The organism is Knoellia tibetensis, from assembly GCF_048606415.1.
In the GTDB taxonomy this organism is placed as follows: domain Bacteria; phylum Actinomycetota; class Actinomycetes; order Actinomycetales; family Dermatophilaceae; genus Knoellia; species Knoellia tibetensis.
The window spans coordinates 2,257,429-2,276,146 of record NZ_JBMBWF010000001.1 but is presented as its reverse complement, the minus strand read 5'-3'; the positions used below and the strand labels follow the sequence as shown (position 1 = coordinate 2,276,146).

Genomic DNA, 18,718 nt, shown 5'->3' with positions numbered 1-18,718 from the left:
GTTCCGCCCTGATGCGGAACAACCGACACCGCTCAGCCTGCGTGCGACTCCACGTGCGTGAGCTCGTCGAGGCGCGCGGGCAGCTCGAACCACACGGTGGTGCCCACGGACTGCGAGGTGTCGACCCCGACGCGCCCACCGTGGGACTCGATGATGCGGGTCACGGTGGCGAGACCCACCCCGTGCCCGTCGACCTCGTCGTCGGAGTCCGAGCCGGAGTCGGTGTCGGTGTCGGTGTCGGTGAGGCGGACGTAGGGGCGGAAGACGGCCTCGGCGTGCTCGTCCGGGATGCCGATCCCCTCGTCGCGCACGAGCACCCGCCACCAGCCGTCGTGCCGGATCGAGCTCACCTCGACGGTGGGGATGGTGCCGGGCCGGGCGAACTTCAGCGCGTTGCCCACGAGGTTGAGCGCGACGGCATACAGGAGGTCCGGGTCCCCCGAGACCGAGGGGAGGTCGCCGACCGTCACGTTGGCGCCGGAGCTGCCGACGACCGGCCGGAGGTCCGCGACGGCCTGTCCGAAGACCCGGCCGAGCGGCACGGGGTCGAAGGCCGCGGCGCCGTCGCCGCGTGCGTGGCTGAGGACGCTGCGGATGAGCCGGCTCATGCGGGTGCCGGCGTCGCTGATCTCGCCGACCATCTCCGCGAGCTCGGGGTTGTCGGCGACCGCCGGCTCCATCGAGAGCATCTCGGCGTTGGCGCTGATGACCATGAGCGGGTTGCGCAGGTCGTGGCTCACCTGACCGGCGAAGTGCACGAGGGCCTCGTTGGACCGGCGCAGCTCGTCGCGGGTGCGGGTGAGCTCATTGACGGAGTGCGCGACCTCGCGGTTGCGCAGGCGCAGCTCGATGACGTCCATGACCCGCTCGGCGAGGACGACGAGGGCACGCTGCTGCTCGGGGGTGGACTCGCGCGGTTGCTCGTCGAAGACGCAGAGCCGCCCGAGCGGGATCCCGCCGGGGGTGATCAGCGGCGCGGACGCATAGAAGCGGACCGACCCGATGTCGCCGGTGACGAAGGGGTTCGTCGCGAAGCGCTCGTCGCGGCTCGCGTCCGCAACCACTACGGGGCCGGTCTCGTCGACGACGGCGGCGCACATCGAGTCCTCACGGGAGCAGATCGACGCCTCGAAGCCGGCCGTCGCGACCTGGTGCTGCTCGTCGCTCGTGATGAGGTTGATGGCAGCGGTCTTGACATCGAAGAAGTCCGCGGCGAGGTCGACGAGGGCCTGCAGGTCACGACCGGCTGGTTCCCGGAGTACGCCGTAGCGTTCGATCTCGGCGTCGCTCGCCGACGTCAGGCTCGCCCTCTGCACGCCCCACCCCCCTCCGGTTCCGGTACAGTTTTCCAGAAGGTGTGGAGCTCTGCTCGTCGACCCCCGGGCAGTAACCTTCAGCCCATGGCTGGCACCGAGTTCGACAAGGCCGTCGAGGCCGTGAGCGCCCTCGACGAGGACCCCGGCAACGACACCAAGCTGCGCCTCTACGCGCTCTACAAGCAGGCCACCGTCGGCGACGTCGACGGCAAGCGTCCGGGGTTCACCAACCCGGTGGGCCGGGCGAAGTACGACGCGTGGGCCGGCCTGGCCGGCACGTCGAGCGCCCAGGCCGAGGCCGACTACGTCGCCGAGGTCGCCCGCCTCACCGGCGGCTGACCTCGCCCTGACCGGTCATGGGTCCGGGGCGGGACGGCGCCGGTCCGGCTCAGCCGAAGAGACGATTGAGGTAGCGCTGGAGGGCGGCGGTCGTCTTCGGACCCCAGGACCCGTCCTGGGTGGCGCCGACCTTGGCCTGCAGCGCCTTCGTCGTCTTCGGGCCGATGTTGCCGTCGGGGTAGGACCCCACCTTGGTCTGCAGCTTCTTGACGTCGGAGCGCGACCACGAGGCGTCCATCGTGCCGCCGACCCACTTCTCGAGACCCATCCGTGTCTTCGGGCCCTTCTGGCCGTCGACGGTGAGCGGGAAGATCGTGCGCGTGGCGTCGCGGGAGACCGTGGTGGCCAGACCGTTGGCGATCGTGAGCCCGGCCTTCCTGCCACACGTCGGCCAGGCACCCGGACCCTGGACCTTGAGGACCGCCTGCGCGATGAGGATCTGCTGGGACTTCGTCGCGAGGTTGGCCGTGGGCGCGTAGCGCTGGCCGCCGAAGGCCTTCCACGTCGAGGCCGAGAACTGGAGCCCGCCGTAGTAGCCGTTGCCGGTGTTGATCGACCAGTTGCCGCCGCTCTCGCACGCGGCGACGCGGTCCCAGACCGTCGGCGTCGCACCGGCTCCGGTCGCCAGACCGACGACGGCCGCGGAGGCGGTGACGGCGAGGAGCGTGGTGCCGACGACGGCACGGCGCACGGGTCGGCGCCGGGTCGGCGTCGTGGGGAACTCCGGTGCGAAGAGCATGCGGGTGGTCCTTTGCGTCAGGGGACGACAAAGGACGCTACGTCACATCTGTCACACAATTCAATCGAGTCACAGAACTACACAAATGTAACTTCAGTGCCGCCCTTCGCGCAAGTACCAGGCCCAGAGTGGCCCCGCTGGCGTGTCGGACCCCACGACCGGCGGACCCAGCACCCGAGCCTGTCGACTCGTCAACGACCGTCCAGAGCCGAGCAGCCTGCGCGACTCAGCGCGCGTTGAGGTAGCGCTGCAGCGCCTTGGTCGTCAGCGGTCCCCAGGAACCGTCGGCCCGGGCACCGACGAGGCGCTGGAGCCTGCGGATGTCGTCCCGACTGAACGAGCCGTTGACCGAGCCGCCGACCTTCCTCTCCAGCAGGCGCGTGTCCGCGCCGCTCAGTGAACCGTTGACCGAACCGCCGACCCAACGCTCGATGGCACGACGCGTGGCCGGGCCCTTGCGGCCGTCAACGGCCAGCTTGCCGGGGCGGGTCTGGTCCCGCGAGACGGTCTCGGTCGTCGACCCGTCGGACTCGGCGGCACCGTTGGCCCGGGTGAGACCTGCCCTCTTGCCGCACACCGGCCAGGCGCCCGGACCCTGGACCTTGAGGACCTTCTGGGCGATCGAGATCTGCTGCGCCTTGGTCGCGCGGTTGGCCGTCGTGGCGTAGCGCTGGCCACCGAAGCCCTTCCACGTCGAGTACGAGAACTGGAGACCGCCGTAGTAGCCGTTGCCCGTGTTGATCGACCAGTTGCCTCCGCTCTCGCAGGCGGCGACGCGGTCCCACACGGTGGCGGCGCTGGCGTTGTCCGCCACCGCCGCACTTCCACCGATGGCGGCGAACGAGGTGACGGCCACGCCGGCGAGACGACGCCGGACGGGAGCGGGCTTTAGGGCAGCGTGCTTCGGGCTGTAGGGCATCGGCAGGGGTCCTTGGAATGAGGTGAGGAGCCCGACAGGGGTTTCGGGCAAGCCATGACCGTACCGACGCATCGGTCAGGTCACAAGAAGATCACGAGAGTTCACATAGTTGTGAAGGTTCGCTCAGACACGGACGCGGCGACGGGCGCGCCCGACCCGGCTGTCCCAGTGCGAGGCGATGATCTCGCCGAGGGTCGTCCCCGTCGCGATGGCGAGGAGGACGCCGGCCGCGCCGAGCAGGGTGGCGACACCTGCCTGGAACGACAGCGAGCCGATGGACGACGCGCTCTCGCCCACAAGCTCGTAGAGACCGCGGAAGATCGTCAGACCCGGCAGCAGCCCGAACGTCGCCGGCACGACGACGACCATCGCCGGGGCACCCAGCCGCAGGGCCACGAGCCGCCCGACGAGACCCAGCGACACAGCGGCGATGCCCGTGGCCGTCACCGAGCCGACCTCGGCCGTCCGGGTCAGTGCGGCGAAGACGCCGGTGCCGGCGAGCGAGAGCAGCGCCGTCGGCAGCAGAAGGCCCCGCCGGCTCTGCATCGTGACCGCACCGCACGAGCCGACGATGAGCGAGCCGATGACAGCGGCCCACCACTCCGACTGCGAGGTCCGCAGGTCGAGGACCGACGGCGAGACGAACGAGAGGTCGAGCGCGTCGGTGAAGCGGATCGTCAGACCCAGCGCGACGGCGATGCCGATGATGAGGCCGGTGAGCGAGACGATGACGGCGAGGAGGCGCCCGGCCCCCGTCACGGCATACCCGGAGATGACGTCCTCGACCGCGGACGCCATGGTCCGGCCGGGAAGGAGCGCGACGATCCCCCCGGCCACGATGAACGCGAAGTCCTTGCCCCCCAGCGGAACCCAGCCCATCGCGCCCGCGGCGTAGGCGACCCACGCGAGCAGGGTGGCGACGAAGGCCGAGACGGCGTTGGAGTAGAAGTCCGGCAGCCGCATGGGGCCGATCGCCCGCTCGACCGCCGAGACGCCGAGGACGACAAGCACGGTGAGCAGGCCGGTGAAGAGCGAGGCACCGATCATCACGGCGACGGCGGCGGCGAGCATCGCGGTGGCGACGGTCACCGCCCAGTCCGGCCAGATCCGCGGGGTGCGCTTGAGGTCGCGCAGCTGCTCGGCCGCCTCGTGCATCTCGATGTGGCCGTTGACGAAGGCGTCGATGAGCTCGTGGACCGCGACGAGCCGCGCGTAGTCGTGCCGGGTGGATCGGACGACCCGCAGGGCCGTCACCGAGTGGACGGCGTCGATCCGCGCGTGCACGAGCAGTGACTGGAGGGTGATGTCGATCTCGACGTCGTTGAGCCCCGCGGCGGCGCACACGGCGGCCACCGAGCCCTCGACCTGGGGGGCACCGGCACCGCTTCGGAGCATGAGCTCGCCCAGACGGACCGCGAGCTCGAGCGCCTCGCGGACCCGGGCCTCCTCGGCGCCCTCGTTCGCGACACGGGCATTGCGGTAGGGCGTGCGCCGCAGCAGGTCGACGAGCGGCATCGGCTCGGTCGGCGGGCCACCCTGCAGTCGCCACTGCCGACGCCGACGGACCTCCTCGCTCACGGCAGCGTAAGCCGGTCGGCCCACGCCGTGCCCGTGGGCCACCAGGACGGTTCGCCGGTGACGACACCGGCCGCGGCCACGGCGGCCGCGGTGACGAGCAGGAGGAGCACGACGACCCGGCTCGCGCTCGGGCCGGGCGTGAGCCCGCGGACGATGCTGCGCGTCCCGCGACGCACGCTCGCGCCGCCGGGACCCCACCACGCCATGAGGCCGGCGAGGAGGCCACCGACGGCGAGCGGGACGAGTGCGTTGGGCTCGGGCGAGCCCGAGCCCTGGACGGCAACGACCGCGAGGGCAGCGCAGAAGACGCCCGAGACCCCGATGAGGGCGGGCATGACCGCACCGAAGAGCGAGGCCACCAGACCGACGAGGAGGTGCCACGGGCCGACGAGGACGGTGACAGGCACGTCGCTGCGCCGGACGCCGCGGTCGTGCCGCCGCATGATGAGCGAGGTGACCGAACGGTCGGTCGTGCGCGCGAGGACCAACCAGAGCAGCAGCCCGACAGCGGCGACGACCGGCGCGGTCGCCGTGGCAGCGACGAGCACGGCGAGCAGCGCGCCGACTGTGCCGCTGCGGCTCGGACGCCCGATGCGCGGGTCGAGCCGCTGCTCGCCCGCCCACGGCGTGCCGTCCTGCCCGTATGCCGTCCCGTCACCACCCTGCCCGGGTCCGGGCTGGTCGTGGCGCGGGCCGAAGACGAGGTCGCCGGCGTCCTGGCGCGGGAGCGGGGCGAGCTGCGCCGGCGCGGGGCGGATCGGCGTCACGGGTGCGAGACCCGCGATCGGTGCGGCCACCTGGTCGCGGGACTGCGGCATCACTGCGGTGCGCGGCACCGAGAAGGACTGGGTCGCGGCGGGCGGCGGCACCGGCGGGCTCACCTGGATGACGTCGGTGACCAGGCCGCCGTGGGCATAGCGCTCGAGCGCGGCGACGACGTCACGTTGGTGCGGCCGGTCCTGCGGGTCCGGCGCGAGCGCGGCATACAGGAGTGGCGCGATGCGCTCGTCGACGCCGCGCAGGTCGGGGTCGCCCGCCGTCACGCGGTTGAGGACGACGTCCATCGGACCGCGACCGAAGGGCGGGTGGCCCGACGCGGCATACGCGAGCGTGGCGGCCCACCCCCACCAGTCGGTGGCGGGCGAGACCGGCTGACCCTCGACGACCTCGGGCGAGAGGTAGCCGGGCGTTCCCATGACGAGACCGGTCATCGTCAGGCGGATGTCGTCGGTGACATGGGCGATGCCGAAGTCGATGACCACCGGGTCGCCGTCGACCATGAGGACGTTGCCCGGCTTGAGGTCGCGGTGGACGACGTCGCAGTCGTGGATGACGTCGAGCGCCTCGGCGAGACCGCGGCCGAGGCGGTGGAGGTCGTCGGCGCCCATCGGGCCGCTCGACCCGACGACCTCGTCGAGCGGCGGGCCGGGGACGTAGCGGGTGACGATGAAAGGGCGGTCGCCGTCGATGTCGGCGTCGATGACCGGGGCCACGCGGGGGCTGCGGATGCGGCTCAGGGTGTCGACCTCGCGCGAGAGCCGGGCGCGCGCGGCGGGGTCGTGCGCGACGTGCGGACGCAGCACCTTGATGGCGACGGCCTTGCCCTGGCGGTCGAGGGCGAGGTGGACCACGCCCATACCGCCTTCGCCGAGTCGCTGGACGAGACGGTAGGAACCCAGCAGGAAGTGCTCGGGCAGGGCGTCCCTCCCCTCCGGCTCGTCGAGGATCTCGGCGGTCATGACAGACACGGTATGCCGTCTGCCTGAGCGGAACCTGTCCGAACCGCCGAACGGCGTGTGACGGTTGTGGCTGCTGGGACTACGTGTCCGCGGTGGCGTGGAGGTGCGGGACGAACCCGTGGGCGAGCGCGGAGACCGAGGTTGGCGGGGTCAGCACCTCGACCCGTGGGTGCGCCGGCGGCCGCGGCGAGCCCCAGCCGGAGAAGTCGAAGGGCTGCAGCGCACTTCCCGTCCACAGCGACGGTCGCCGCCCCTCGCCGAGGACCACGGTGCCTGCGGGCAGCTCGTCGAGGCGGCCGGGCCGGAGACGGCGATCCGTGGCCCGGTCGAGCCCACGACCCGGGCGCAGTCGTTCGTCGGCGAGCCGCCGGTCGATCTCGGTGGCGCGCAACCGCATGCCGGTGTCGGCGCCGTCCTCGACGCTGTCCTCGACGCCGTCCTCGACGTCGCCGGCGGCGACCGCCTCGCGGTAGGCGACATGGTCCTCGCGCCGGCACGTGCTGCACGGCCGGTGACCCGCCGCGAGCGCGACGGCGTCGTCGAGGAAGAAGAGCGGCGTCCACCGCCCCGGCCGGGCGAGGCCGACCCGCCAGTCCTTGAACCGCAACCGGCACGTGATCCACGCCCGCCCGGCGTGGTGGCGGACGACGCGCCCATCGGCGTCGACGAGGCACCCTCGGTTGCCGGTGAACAACCCGCGGCCGGGGTCGGCGACGAGGTCGCCCCAGGGGTCGACGCGGTTGCGACGCGGCACGCGTGGGACGGGAAGGGCTACTGCTGGATGTAGGCGCTCAGCTGGTCGCGCTCGGCCTGGAGGTCGGTGATGCGGTGCTTGACGACGTCGCCGATGCTCACGATCCCCATGAGCCGGCCGTCGACGACGACGGGCACGTGGCGGAAGCGGTTCTCGGTCATCGTGTGCTCGAGGGCGACGAGCTCGTCCTCGGGCGAGCAGGTCTGCACCTCGGCGGTCATGATCGAGCTCACCGGGCCCTCGAGGATGCCGGCGCCGTCCTTCTGCAGGTGGCGCACGACGTCCCGCTCGCTGACGATCCCCGAGATCGTCTGTCCGTCGTCACTGACCACGACGGCGCCGATGCGGTGCTCGGCGAGCAGGTCGAGGAGGTCGGTGACACTGGCGTCGGAGCGCACCGTGACGACGGTGCCTCCCTTGCGCTTCACGACGTCGGAGATCCTCATGTGCCGACGGTAGTGCTCCCGGCGGGAAGGCGCCAGATGTTCACGGACGCACCCGGCCGACACATCTTGGCCGCGGCTCCCGCGTGACAGGGCGGACGGCATACGGCATGCTGAACGCACCGCCGACACCGACGTCGGCGGGTTTTCCCTTTACAACGGATCGTCCGGCACGTTCCTGCCGGTGAAGGAAGGCAATGACGCCATGGCAACTGTGAAGTTCGACGAAGCGAGCCGGATCTACCCCGGCAACGACAAGCCCTCGGTCGACCGGCTCAACATCGACATCCAGGACGGCGAGTTCCTCGTCCTCGTCGGCCCGTCCGGATGTGGCAAGTCCACGTCCCTGCGCATGCTCGCCGGCCTCGAGGAGGTCAACGGCGGCAAGATCTGGATCGGCGACCGCGACGTCACGAACCTGTCCCCCAAGGACCGCGACGTGGCCATGGTCTTCCAGAACTACGCGCTCTACCCGCACATGAGCGTCGCCGACAACATGGGCTTCGCGCTCAAGATCGCCGGTGTCGACAAGGGCGAGATCCGCAAGCGCGTCGAGGAGGCCGCCAAGATCCTCGACCTCACCCAGTACCTCGACCGCAAGCCGAAGGCCCTCTCCGGTGGCCAGCGCCAGCGCGTCGCCATGGGCCGCGCGATCGTCCGCTCGCCCCAGGTCTTCCTCATGGACGAGCCGCTGTCGAACCTCGACGCCAAGCTCCGCGTCCAGACGCGCACCCAGATCGCCTCGCTGCAGCGTCGTCTCGGCGTCACCACGGTCTACGTCACGCACGACCAGACCGAGGCCATGACGATGGGTGACCGCATCGCGGTCCTCAAGGACGGCATCCTCCAGCAGTGCGCGACACCGCGCGAGATGTACGACTCCCCGGCCAACGTCTTCGTCGCCGGCTTCATCGGCTCGCCCGCGATGAACCTCGTCTCGGTTCCCGTCACCGACGGTGGCGTGAAGTTCGGGTCGCACACCCTGCCCGTCGCCCGTGACGCGCTCGCCGATGGCGGCACCAACCTCATCGTCGGTGTCCGCCCCGAGGACGTCGAGGTCGGCAGCGAGGGCAACGGTCTCGAGCTCACGGTCGACGTCGTCGAGGAGCTCGGCGCCGACGCCTACGTCTACGGCACCCCGACCGACGACGCGATCAAGCTCGAGGGCGGCGACGACTCGCTCGTCAAGCCGTTCATCGCCCGCGTCGACGGTCGTCGGGTCCCGATGAAGGGCGAGAAGATCTGGGTCCAGCCCAACGCGAGCCACATGCACGTCTTCAACGCGGAGTCCGGCGCGCGCCTGAGCCACTGAGGTAGCCCACCCGCCGTCAGGGGTGCCAGGAGCCGGCATGCCGTGCTCCCGGCACCCCTGACGCGTTCCGCCCGCGTTCCGTCCCCGTCGTTCCCGCGTTCCCTCCGGAGGTGGCCGATGGCCCTCGAGATCACGACCGCACGACCGGACCCGGCCCTGCTCGACCTGCCGTGGTCGCTGCCGCTCGAGGAGTGGCCCGAGGACCACCTCGCCGCCCTCCCCCGCGGCATCTCGCGCCACGTCGTGCGGTTTGTTAAGCTGTCCGGCCGCGTCCTCGCCGTCAAGGAGATCAAGGAGGACATCGCCCGGCGCGAGTACGCCATGCTGCGCAACCTGCGCCGCCTCGACCAGCCGTCGGTCGAGCCCTTCGGCATCGTCAGCGGGCGAATCGCCGCCGACGGCACGCCCCTCGACGCCTGCCTGCTCACCCGACACCTCAAGTTCTCCCTCCCCTACCGCGCACTCTTCTCGCAGGGCCTGCGCCCCGGCACCGAGACCCGCCTCATCGACGCGCTCGCTGTGCTGCTCGTCCGGCTCCACCTCACCGGCTTCTGGTGGGGCGACGTGTCGCTGTCCAACACGCTCTTCCGCCGCGACGCCGGCAGCTTCGCCGCGTGGCTCGTCGACGCCGAGACCGGCGAGCTGTTTCCCAGCCTCACCAAGGGCCAGCGCGCCCACGACCTCGAGATCGCCCGGGTCAACATCGCCGGCGAGCTCATGGACCTCCAGGCCGGAGAGCTGCTCGACCCGACCATCGACCCGGTCGAGATCTCCAACCGCATCGTCACCCGCTACGAGGAGCTGTGGCGCGAGCTCACCGCGATGGAGGAGTTCGACACCGGCGAGCGGTGGCGCGTCGAGGAGCGGATCCGCCGGCTCAACGCGGTCGGCTTCGACGTCGACGAGCTTGCGATCTCGACGGACGTCGACGGCACCCGCATCAGCATCCAGCCCAAGGTCGTCGACGCCGGGCACCACTCGCGCCGGCTCATCCGGCTCACCGGCCTCGACGTCGGCGAGGGCCAGGCACGCCGCCTGCTCAACGACCTCGACAGCTACCGCGCGGCCACCGACCGGCAGAACGACGACGAGGAGCTCGTCGCGCACGAGTGGCTCACCCGGATCTACGAGCCGATCACCCGTCGCGTCCCGCGCGAGCTGTCGGGCAAGCTCGAGCCGGCCGAGCTCTTCCACGAGGTGCTCGAGCACCGGTGGTACATGTCCGAGCGGGAGCAGCAGGACGTCCCCATCGAGCGTGCCATCGAGGACTACGTGCAGTCGATCCTCCCGACCAAGCCCGACGAGGTCTCGGTCGTCGGCGTCGACACGGTCGAGATGCCCGTCATCGCCATGGACTGAGTCCGCCCCGGGCCGACGGTCACTAGGATCGGGGCGTCCGACGCAACGCCCACAGGGGGGAACCACCCGCATGTCCGAGCCGCACGACCCGAACCGACCGCAGAAGCCGACGGAACCGCCCGCCGCGTCGTCCTCGAGCGGGGGCTACACACCCGAGCCGCCGTCGTGGTACCGCGAGCCCGGGTCGTCGGGGGAGCAACCGCAGCAGCCGTATGCCGGCGGCGCACCCGCGCGGCCCGGCCACCAGTCCGCGCCGGGCTACCAGGCGGCACCGGGCTACCAGGCTGCTCCCGGTATGAACCCCTACGGCGGTGTCGCGCAGGCGTGGCCGGGATCGAAGGCCTACGTGGAGCAGCACTTCGGCCCCGTCGCCGGCTTCGGCAGCCGCGCCGGAGCGCTCATCATCGACTCCCTGCTCACCCTCATCGGCGTCATCCCGATCATCATCGGCGCCGTCCTGCTCGCCGTCGCCGCCCCCGACACCGACCCCTACGGATACTCCGTCGAGGGCACCGGTGACGGCGCGCTCGCCGCGACCGGCGGCATCCTCATGTTCCTCGGCGTCCTGCTCATGATCGGGATCCAGATCTGGAACCGGATCTTCAAGATGGGCCGCACCGGCCAGAGCGTCGGCAAGAAGATGCTCGGCCTCAAGCTCGTGAGCGACCAGAACGGGCAGCCGATCGGGGCCATGCAGTCGTTCCTGCGAGAGCTTCTCGGCGGCCTCATCAACCAGATCGTCTACCTCAGCTACCTCTGGATGCTGTGGGACGACAACAAGCAGACGCTCGCCGACAAGATCGTCCACTCGACCGTCATCGAGGTCCCCAAGCGCTGACCCCCGGCGTCTGCGGGGGTGCTGGAGGGCGCGGGTCAGTTCGGGGAGAGCCAGGTCCATCCGGGGACGTTGCGCAGGACCCAGAACGCCATGATGACCCAGAAGAGGCCGTAGAGGAGCCACGCCGGCGCGGCGGTCATCCGACGCTCCCCTCGCCACTGCCGCCGGGTCCACCTGGCGAACCCGAGGACCATGACGACGAACGTCGCCACGGCGAGCGGGTTGCGGTGCAGCGCCTCGAGCACGTCGCCGTTGCTCAGCGCATGGGTGGCCCGCAGGGTGCCGCAGCCGGGGCAGAAGGTGCCGGTGAGGAGCAGCCACGGGCACGTCGGGTAGTTCCCGGGCTGGTTGGGGTCGAGCAGGTGCGCGACGAGGACGAACCCCGTCGCACCGGCGGCCGAGACCGCCGGCCACAGCAGCCGACGCCCCCGCCCGACCGACGGGTCGGTGAGCGGGGGCGTCGGGGACTGCGCCAGGGACGTCGGGATCACATACCCGTCGTCGAGGTGTCCGAGCTCAGGACGCCCGCGAAGATGAGGACGATGTAGATGAGCGTGGCGATGATGCCGAGCACGAGGGCGATCGTCGCGAACTTCTTCGCCTTGGCCGCGGCCTCGATGGCGCCGGCCTGGTCGCCCGCGTTCCACTTGCCGTTGACCTGGGCAGCGAAGACGACGGCCGGGATGCCGAGCGGCCAGCAGCAGAGCAGACCGAGGATCGCCATGACGAGGTTGTTGCTCGGCGGCGGGCCCGCGGGGGCGCCACCGTAGCCACCGGAGGGCGGCGGCGGAGCACCGTAGGAGCCGCCGTCGTAGCCGCCACCGCTGGGCGGGGTCGAGCTGCCGCTGCCACCACCGGGCGGCGGGGGCGGCGGGGTGCTTCCGTAGTCAGACATTCTTGGTCCCTCTCGACTCATGACGTGTGGGGAGGTTCCCCCTGTCGGAAACCCGACTGCCGCACATCGTGGCACAGGTCACGGGCGGGCGGAGGGAGACGCACGGGCCGAGCTCGCATCGTGACGGCATACGAAATCCGCTGGTCAGCGGCGACGGCGGCGGGCGACCTCGTAGAGGGTGACGCCCGTGGCGATGCCGGCGTTCAGCGACTCGACCGCCGACGACATCGGCACCGAGACGATCTGGTCGCAGGTCTCGCGCACGAGCCGCGAGAGACCCTTGCCCTCGGAACCGACGACGACGACGAGCGGCTCGTCGGCGAGCTCGAGGTCGGGCAGCTCGACGTCACCGTCCATGTCGAGGCCGACGACGAAGAACCCGGCCTTGCGGTAGTCCTCGAGCGCGCGGGTGAGGTTGGTCGCCTGCGCCACGGGGATCCGGGCGGCGGCGCCGGCGGAGGTCTTCCACGCCGACGCGGTCATGCCCACCGAGCGGCGCGACGGGACGATGACGCCGTGGCCGCCGAAGGCCGCGACCGAGCGGACGATGGCGCCGAGGTTGCGCGGGTCGGTGATGCCGTCGAGCGCGACGAGCAGCGGGATGCCGGGCGTCTCGGGGTCGACGAGGTCGCTCGGGTGGGCGTACTCGTAGGGCGGCACCTGGAGGGCGAGGCCCTGGTGGACGGCGCCGTCGGTGAGCCGGTCGAGCTCGCCGCGCGGCGTCTCGAGGATGGGGATGCTGCGCTCGGTCGCGATCTTGAGCGCCTCCCGCACCCGGTCGTCGCTGTCGATGCGGCCGGCGACGTACATCGTCGTCACCGGCACGTCGGTGCGCAGGGCCTCGAGGACCGAGTTGCGGCCAGCGACGACCTCGCTGGAGGCCTTCGCCTTGCGGCCGCCGGTGGGACGGCCGCCGCCGGAGCGGCGCTCCGAGGCCTTCGCCGTCTTGTGGGCCTTGTGGTAGGGCCTCTCCTCCGCGCGCGGGGTCGGGCCCTTGCCCTCGAGACCGCGGCGGCGCTGACCGCCTGAGCCGACGGTGGGTGCCTTCTTGCCGCCCTTGCGGACCGCTCCTCGTCGCTGGCTGTTGCCGGCCACGGCTACTCCCCTCGTCCTCGGGTCAACGACCAGCGGGCGCCGGCCGGGGTGTCCTCGATGGTGATGCCGGCTTCGGTGAGCTCGTCACGGATCGCGTCGGACGTCGCCCAGTCGCGGGCCGAGCGGGCCGCGGTCCGGGCGGCGAGCCGCTCGCGCACGAGCACGTCGAGGGCGGCGAGCGCGTCGGTCGACGAGCTGTCGTCGCCGGACCACGACGGGTCGAGCGGGTTGACCCCGAGGATGTCGGTCATCGCGACGACGAGGGCGGCGACCTCGCGCGCCTCGTCGTTCTCACCTTCGTCGAGGGCGGTGTTGCCGCGGGTCACGGCCTCGTGCACTGCGGCCAGCGCCCCGGAGACGCCGAGGTCGTCGTCCATCGCCTCGACGAAGTCGTCGGGCAGCTTCTCGTCGCCGGTCGGCATCGCCGAGCCGGAGCCCAGCGCGCGGCGCAGGAAGCCCTCGATGCGGTCGACCGCGGCCTCGGCCTCGGCGAGCGAGCCCTCATGGAACTCGATCGTCGACCGGTAGTGCGCGGCCGTGAGGTAGTAGCGGACCGCGAGCGGGCGCGCCTTCTTAGTGACCTCGTGGATGAGCAGGCTGTTGCCGAGCGACTTGCTCATCTTCTCGCCGCTGATCGTCACCCAGGCGTTGTGCATCCACAGCGACGTGAAGGGCAGGCCGGCCGCGCGCGACTGCGCCTGCTCGTTCTCGTGGTGCGGGAAGCGCAGGTCGACGCCCCCGCCGTGGATGTCGAAGGCGTCGCCGAGGTACTTGCGCGCCATCGCCGAGCACTCGAGGTGCCAGCCGGGGCGGCCGCGCCCCCACGGGGTGGGCCAGCTGGCGGACGCGGGCTCGTCGGCCTTGGTCCCCTTCCACAGGGCGAAGTCGCGCGGGTCGCGCTTGCCGCGCGGGTCGGCGTCCTCGGCCGCGGCCATGTCGTCGATCTTCTGGTTCGTCACTTCCCCGTATGCCGGCCACGACCTCACGTCGAAGTAGACGTCACCCGAACCGTCCTCGGCCGGGTAGGCGTGGCCGCGCTCGACGAGCGTCTTCATGAGCTCGACCATCTCGGTGATGTGACCCATGGCGCGGGGCTCGTAGGTCGGGGGTAGCACGCCGAGGAGGCGCAGCGCCTCGGACGTCGCGAGCTCGTTGCGGTAGGAGAGCGCGAACCAGTCCTCGCCGGACTCCGCCGACTTGCGCAGGATCTTGTCGTCGAGGTCGGTGACGTTGCGGACGAGCGTGACGTCGTAGCCGTGGCCGCGCACGAGCCACCGGCGCAGCACGTCGAAGGCGACGGCGAACCGCACGTGACCGATGTGCGGAGGCGCCTGGGTGGTGAGCCCACAGATGTAGATCCCGACCCGGCCGGGCTGCAGCGGGGTGAAGTCGCGCAGGGCGCGCGACCGGGTGTCGAACAGTCTGAGAGTCACCCGCACAAGGGTACCGGCGGGCGGCCGCCGTCCCGACCACACGGCATACGGCCTCTCGGCTGGCAACGTCTGCGGATTCGGTGGTTCTGGCAACCACATCCGCAGACGCAAGGAGGGCGGACGAGCGAGACCCGCGGGGGTCAGTGACCGCGGGCGACCCACTCGTCGAGGTGCGGGGCCTCGTCACCGATGGTCGTGTGGTCACCGTGACCGGTGAGGACGACCGTTCCGGCGGGAAGGGTCAGCAGCCGGGTGCGGATCGACTCGATGATCTGCTCGAAGCTGCTGAAGGAGCGGCCCGTCGCGCCCGGCCCCCCGTTGAAGAGGGTGTCCCCGGTGAAGACCGCGTGCAGGGCCGGCACGTGGAAGGAGCAGCCCCCCGGCGAGTGGCCCGGCGTGTGCAGGACCCGCAGGGTGACGTCGCCGACGTGGAATTCCTGCCCGTCGCTGAGGGTGGAGTCCGGAGCGCCGTCCTGAGTGAGCGCCCAGACCACGCGGCCGAGCGGGTGGAGGTGGACGGGTGCGCCGGTGCGCTCCTTGAGCTCGTCCGCGACGTTGACGTGGTCACTGTGGCCGTGGGTGAGGAGGATGGCGCGCACCTTGCGGCCCGCGACCGCCTCGAGGATCGCATCGGCGTCATGGGCGGCGTCGATGATGAGGCACTCGCGCTCGTCGCCGACGACCCAGACGTTGTTGTCGACCTCCCACGAACCACCGTCGAGCTCGAAGAGACCGGAGGTGACGACCCGGTCGACACGGACCCCGCCGTGCGAGGGCGCGATGTCGACCTCGACGCCGACCGACTCAGGACTGGACATCAGAGCACCACCACCGATCGGAGCACCTCTCCGCGCTCCATCTTCTCGAACGCCGACTCGACCTCGTCGAGCGCGATCCGCTCGGAGACGAAGCCGTCGAGGTCGAACCGGCCCTGACGATAGAGGTCGACGAGCATCGGGAAGTCGCGGCTCGGCAGGCAGTCGCCGTACCAGCTCGACTTGAGGGCTCCCCCGCGACCGAAGATCTCGATCATCGGCAGAGTGACCTGCTGGTCGGGCGTCGGCACGCCGACGAGGACGACCGTCCCCGCGAGGTCGCGGGCGAAGAACGCCTGCTCGTAGGTCTCGGGGCGGCCCACCGCCTCGACGACGACGTCCGCACCGAAGCCCCCCGTGAGCTCGCGGATCCGCTCGACGACGTCCTCGGACCTGCCGTTGACGGTGTGCGTGGCCCCGAAGCTGCGCGCGGTGTCGAGCTTGGAGTCGTCGACGTCGACCGCGATGATCGTCGTCGCGCCGACGGTGTGGGCGCCGGCGATGGCCGCGTTGCCGACCCCGCCGCACCCGATGACGGCGACCGAGTCGCCGCGCTGGACGCCGCCGGTGTTGACGGCAGCGCCGAAGCCGGCCATGACACCACAACCGAGCAGGCCGACCGCGGCCGCATCGGCCTCGGCGTCGACCTTGGTGCACTGGCCGGCGGCGACGAGCGTCTTCTCGCAGAAGGCGCCGATGCCGAGCGCCGGACTCAGCTCGGTGCCGTCGGTGAGCGTCATGCGCTGGGTCGCGTTGTGGGTGTTGAAGCAGTACCAAGGCTTGCCCTTGAGGCAGGCGCGGCACTGGCCGCACACGGCGCGCCAGTTGAGGATGACGAAGTCGCCCGGGACGACCTCGGTGACACCCTCGCCGACAGCCTCGACGACGCCCGCGGCCTCGTGGCCGAGGAGGAAGGGGAACTCGTCGTTGATGCCGCCCTCGCGGTAGTGCAGGTCGGTGTGGCACACCCCGCAGGACTGGACGGCGACCACCGCCTCACCGGGCCCCGGGTCGGGCACGACGACGTCGACGACCTCGACCCCCGCACCCCTGGACAGGGCGACGACTCCCCTCACCGTCTGCGGCACTTGGCCCTCCGTCGCGTCGTTCTTGCGGTGTATGCCGGCCGCCCACCTCGGGGCGCCCTGCTCCGACGCTACCGCGAGAATGATCAGCCTGCAGAAATGGGTGTGACCAGCGCGGATGCCACCGCGGCGACGCCCTCGCCCCGACCCGTGAGGCCGAGCCCGTCGGTCGTCGTGCCGCTCACCGAGACCGGGGCTCCACAGGCCTTCGAGAGCGCCTCCTGTGCCTCGGCCCGGCGGGCGCCGACCTTGGGCCGGTTGCCGATGACCTGGACCGCGACGTTGCCGATCTCGAACCCGGCCTCGCGCACGAGCCGGGCCGCCTCGGCGAGCAGGGTCACGCCCGACGCTCCGGCCAGCTCGGGGCGAGACGTGCCGAAGTGCTCGCCGAGGTCGCCGATGCCTGCGGCGGAGAAGAGCGCGTCGCACGCGGCGTGGGCGGCGACATCGGCGTCGGAGTGACCATCGAGCCCGCGCTCACCGGGCCAATGCAGCCCGGCGACCCAGAGCTCGCGGTCGGACCCCTCGGGGGCGAGCGCGTGGACGTCGACACCGATTCCGGTGCGCGGCAGGGGTGCCCAGGCGGAGGCGTCAGCGCCCGAGGCGGGCGACGCGGGCGTCGTCACGACCCGTCCTTCCAGTCGATCGGACCGCGGTGGAGCTGGTGCGGCGCTGCCTGGGCGACGGGCTTGACGACGAGGGTGTCGATGTTGACGTGCTGGGGCAGGCCGACGGCGAAGGCCACGCAGGCCGCGACGTCGGCGGCGACGAGCGGGCGGTCGACGCCGTCGTAGACCTTGTCGGCCGCGGCCCGGTCACCATGGAGCCGGGTGAGCGAGAACTCCTCGGTGTGGACCATGCCCGGGCGGATGTCGATGACCCGCACATGCTCGCCGTTGAGCTCGAGGCGCAGCGTCTCGGAGACGACGGACTCGCCGTGCTTCGCGGCGACGTAGCCACCACCGCCGGCGTAGACGCGCTCCCCCGCGATCGAGCTGATGTTGACGATCGTCGCGCGTGGTGAACGCCTCAACAGCGGGAGCGCGGCCTGGGTGACGCGCACGGTGCCGAGGACGTTGGTGGCATACATCGCCTCCCACTCCGCGAGGTCACCGCTCTCGACCGGGCTGAGCCCGATGGCCCCGCCCGCGTTGTTGACGAGGACGTCGAGCCGGTCGAGCGAGCCGACGGCACTCGTGACCGCGTCGGCGTCGGTGACGTCGAGCGTGAGGGCGGTGACCGCGTCGCCGAGCTCGTCGACGACGGCGTCGAGCCGGTCGCGGCGACGGCCGGCGACGACCACGGCATACCCGTCCTCGACGAGACGGCGGGTGACGGCGGCACCGATGCCGGTGCCACCTCCGGTGACGAGGGCGACAGGTCTCTGGCTCACGGGCCGAGGATACGTTCGGCCCGCTCGAGGTCGGCCGCGGTGGTGACCTTGAAGGCGAGGTCGTCGCCGTCGACGACGAGGACACGACCACCGACGCGCTCGACGAGGGCGGCATCGTCCGTGGCCTCCGTACCCGAGGCGTGGGCCGCCGCGAGGACCGAGCGACGGAAGGCCTGCGGGGTCTGGACCGCGCGCAGCGTCGACCGGTCCGGCGTCCCGACGACGACGCCGGCCGCATCCACGGCCTTGATCGTGTCGGTCACGGGGAGCCCCGGGACGACGGCGTCGGCGCCGGCGCGCACGGCCTCGACGAGACGGTCGAAGAGGGCGGCGGGCGCGAGGCAGCGGGCCGCGTCGTGCACGAGCACGACGTCGAGGTCGTCGCGCAGGGCGGCGAGGCCCGCCGCCACCGAGGCCGTGCGCTCGGCCCCGCCCGCGACGACGGTGACGTCCCCCGAGCGCGGGTCTGCGGACACGAGCGCGCCCGCCTCCACGAGGTGGGAGGCGGGCGCGACGACGACGACCTGTCCGGTGTCAGTGGCCTCGAAGGCCCGGGTGACGGCGTGCTCGAGCAGCGTGGTGCCGGCGAGCCGGACGAACGCCTTGGGCTGGGCGGCACCCAGCCTCGTGCCCTGACCGGCGGCGACGATGACGACGCCGACGGAG

20 protein-coding genes are annotated in these 18,718 nt (G+C 71.6%); 4 read left to right on the top strand and 16 right to left on the bottom strand.

Annotated features, from left to right (window positions below; translation table 11 throughout):
• Positions 1-32 precede the first annotated feature (32 nt).
• A complete protein-coding gene (locus tag ACOJV7_RS10690; RefSeq protein ID WP_420190129.1) occupies positions 33-1,316 on the bottom strand; it encodes a sensor histidine kinase in 1,284 nt (427 codons plus the stop codon).
• Positions 1,317-1,400: 84 nt separating this feature from the next.
• Between ACOJV7_RS10690 and ACOJV7_RS10685 the strand changes: the two genes are divergently transcribed.
• Complete coding sequence (locus ACOJV7_RS10685; RefSeq protein ID WP_420190128.1) at positions 1,401-1,655, top strand: acyl-CoA-binding protein; 255 nt, start codon at positions 1,401-1,403, stop codon at positions 1,653-1,655.
• Between the two features lie 49 nt (positions 1,656-1,704).
• Here ACOJV7_RS10685 and ACOJV7_RS10680 read toward each other — a convergent pair whose 3' ends face one another.
• From ACOJV7_RS10680 to ACOJV7_RS10655, 6 genes are all read right to left on the bottom strand, one after another.
• Entirely contained in the window at positions 1,705-2,394 is a 690-nt protein-coding gene (locus ACOJV7_RS10680; RefSeq protein WP_420190127.1) for a transglycosylase family protein, read from the bottom strand.
• Between the two features lie 226 nt (positions 2,395-2,620).
• Positions 2,621-3,313, bottom strand: coding sequence for a transglycosylase family protein (locus tag ACOJV7_RS10675; protein ID WP_420190126.1), 693 nt, complete (start codon positions 3,311-3,313; stop codon positions 2,621-2,623).
• Positions 3,314-3,436: 123 nt separating this feature from the next.
• On the bottom strand, positions 3,437-4,891 hold the full coding sequence (locus ACOJV7_RS10670) for a threonine/serine exporter family protein (protein ID WP_420190125.1): 1,455 nt from the start codon (positions 4,889-4,891) through the stop codon (positions 3,437-3,439).
• The gene (locus ACOJV7_RS10665) at positions 4,888-6,630 is read right to left on the bottom strand and encodes a serine/threonine-protein kinase (protein WP_420190124.1); all 1,743 of its coding nucleotides are present in this window, start codon (positions 6,628-6,630) and stop codon (positions 4,888-4,890) included. The genes ACOJV7_RS10670 and ACOJV7_RS10665 overlap by 4 nt, the downstream gene beginning before the upstream one ends.
• A gap of 79 nt (positions 6,631-6,709) precedes the next feature.
• Complete coding sequence (locus ACOJV7_RS10660) at positions 6,710-7,384, bottom strand: hypothetical protein (protein ID WP_420190123.1); 675 nt, start codon at positions 7,382-7,384, stop codon at positions 6,710-6,712.
• Positions 7,385-7,401: 17 nt separating this feature from the next.
• Positions 7,402-7,830, bottom strand: coding sequence for a CBS domain-containing protein (locus ACOJV7_RS10655; RefSeq protein WP_420190122.1), 429 nt, complete (start codon positions 7,828-7,830; stop codon positions 7,402-7,404).
• Positions 7,831-8,032: 202 nt separating this feature from the next.
• On the opposite strand from ACOJV7_RS10655, the gene ACOJV7_RS10650 reads away from it, so the two are divergent.
• The 3 genes from ACOJV7_RS10650 (at position 8,033) to ACOJV7_RS10640 (ending at position 11,336) form a co-directional block, all read left to right on the top strand.
• Positions 8,033-9,139 carry an ABC transporter ATP-binding protein gene (locus tag ACOJV7_RS10650; RefSeq protein WP_420190120.1) on the top strand — a complete coding sequence of 369 codons (1,107 nt, stop codon included), beginning with the start codon at positions 8,033-8,035 and terminating at the stop codon, positions 9,137-9,139.
• 117 nt (positions 9,140-9,256) lie between these two features.
• Positions 9,257-10,498 (top strand): DUF4032 domain-containing protein, encoded by a 1,242-nt coding sequence (locus tag ACOJV7_RS10645; protein WP_420190119.1) that lies wholly within the window; start codon positions 9,257-9,259, stop codon positions 10,496-10,498.
• Positions 10,499-10,568: 70 nt separating this feature from the next.
• Entirely contained in the window at positions 10,569-11,336 is a 768-nt protein-coding gene (locus tag ACOJV7_RS10640; protein WP_420190118.1) for an RDD family protein, read from the top strand.
• A 35-nt stretch (positions 11,337-11,371) separates the two neighbouring features.
• Here the strand turns inward: ACOJV7_RS10640 and ACOJV7_RS10635 are convergent, their stop codons facing one another.
• From ACOJV7_RS10635 to ispD, 9 genes are all read right to left on the bottom strand, one after another.
• A complete protein-coding gene (locus tag ACOJV7_RS10635; protein WP_420190117.1) occupies positions 11,372-11,827 on the bottom strand; it encodes a DUF2752 domain-containing protein in 456 nt (151 codons plus the stop codon).
• On the bottom strand, positions 11,824-12,231 hold the full coding sequence (locus tag ACOJV7_RS10630) for a CD225/dispanin family protein (RefSeq protein WP_420190116.1): 408 nt from the start codon (positions 12,229-12,231) through the stop codon (positions 11,824-11,826). Before ACOJV7_RS10630 ends, ACOJV7_RS10635 begins: the two co-directional genes overlap by 4 nt.
• 144 nt (positions 12,232-12,375) lie before the next feature.
• Entirely contained in the window at positions 12,376-13,326 is a 951-nt protein-coding gene (gene rlmB / locus ACOJV7_RS10625) for a 23S rRNA (guanosine(2251)-2'-O)-methyltransferase RlmB (RefSeq protein ID WP_420190115.1), read from the bottom strand.
• 2 nt (positions 13,327-13,328) lie between these two features.
• A complete protein-coding gene (gene cysS / locus ACOJV7_RS10620; RefSeq protein WP_420190114.1) occupies positions 13,329-14,759 on the bottom strand; it encodes a cysteine--tRNA ligase in 1,431 nt (476 codons plus the stop codon).
• A gap of 140 nt (positions 14,760-14,899) precedes the next feature.
• A complete protein-coding gene (locus ACOJV7_RS10615) occupies positions 14,900-15,577 on the bottom strand; it encodes an MBL fold metallo-hydrolase (RefSeq protein ID WP_420190113.1) in 678 nt (225 codons plus the stop codon).
• The gene (locus tag ACOJV7_RS10610) at positions 15,577-16,662 is read right to left on the bottom strand and encodes an S-(hydroxymethyl)mycothiol dehydrogenase (RefSeq protein WP_420190112.1); all 1,086 of its coding nucleotides are present in this window, start codon (positions 16,660-16,662) and stop codon (positions 15,577-15,579) included. The genes ACOJV7_RS10615 and ACOJV7_RS10610 overlap by 1 nt, the downstream gene beginning before the upstream one ends.
• A gap of 83 nt (positions 16,663-16,745) precedes the next feature.
• Positions 16,746-17,285 carry a 2-C-methyl-D-erythritol 2,4-cyclodiphosphate synthase gene (ispF, locus tag ACOJV7_RS10605; RefSeq protein WP_420190111.1) on the bottom strand — a complete coding sequence of 180 codons (540 nt, stop codon included), beginning with the start codon at positions 17,283-17,285 and terminating at the stop codon, positions 16,746-16,748.
• Positions 17,282-18,052, bottom strand: coding sequence for an SDR family oxidoreductase (locus ACOJV7_RS10600; protein ID WP_420190110.1), 771 nt, complete (start codon positions 18,050-18,052; stop codon positions 17,282-17,284). The genes ispF and ACOJV7_RS10600 overlap by 4 nt, the downstream gene beginning before the upstream one ends.
• On the bottom strand, positions 18,049-18,702 hold the full coding sequence (gene ispD / locus ACOJV7_RS10595) for a 2-C-methyl-D-erythritol 4-phosphate cytidylyltransferase (protein WP_420190401.1): 654 nt from the start codon (positions 18,700-18,702) through the stop codon (positions 18,049-18,051). Before ispD ends, ACOJV7_RS10600 begins: the two co-directional genes overlap by 4 nt.
• Between the last annotated feature and the right edge of the window lie 16 nt (positions 18,703-18,718).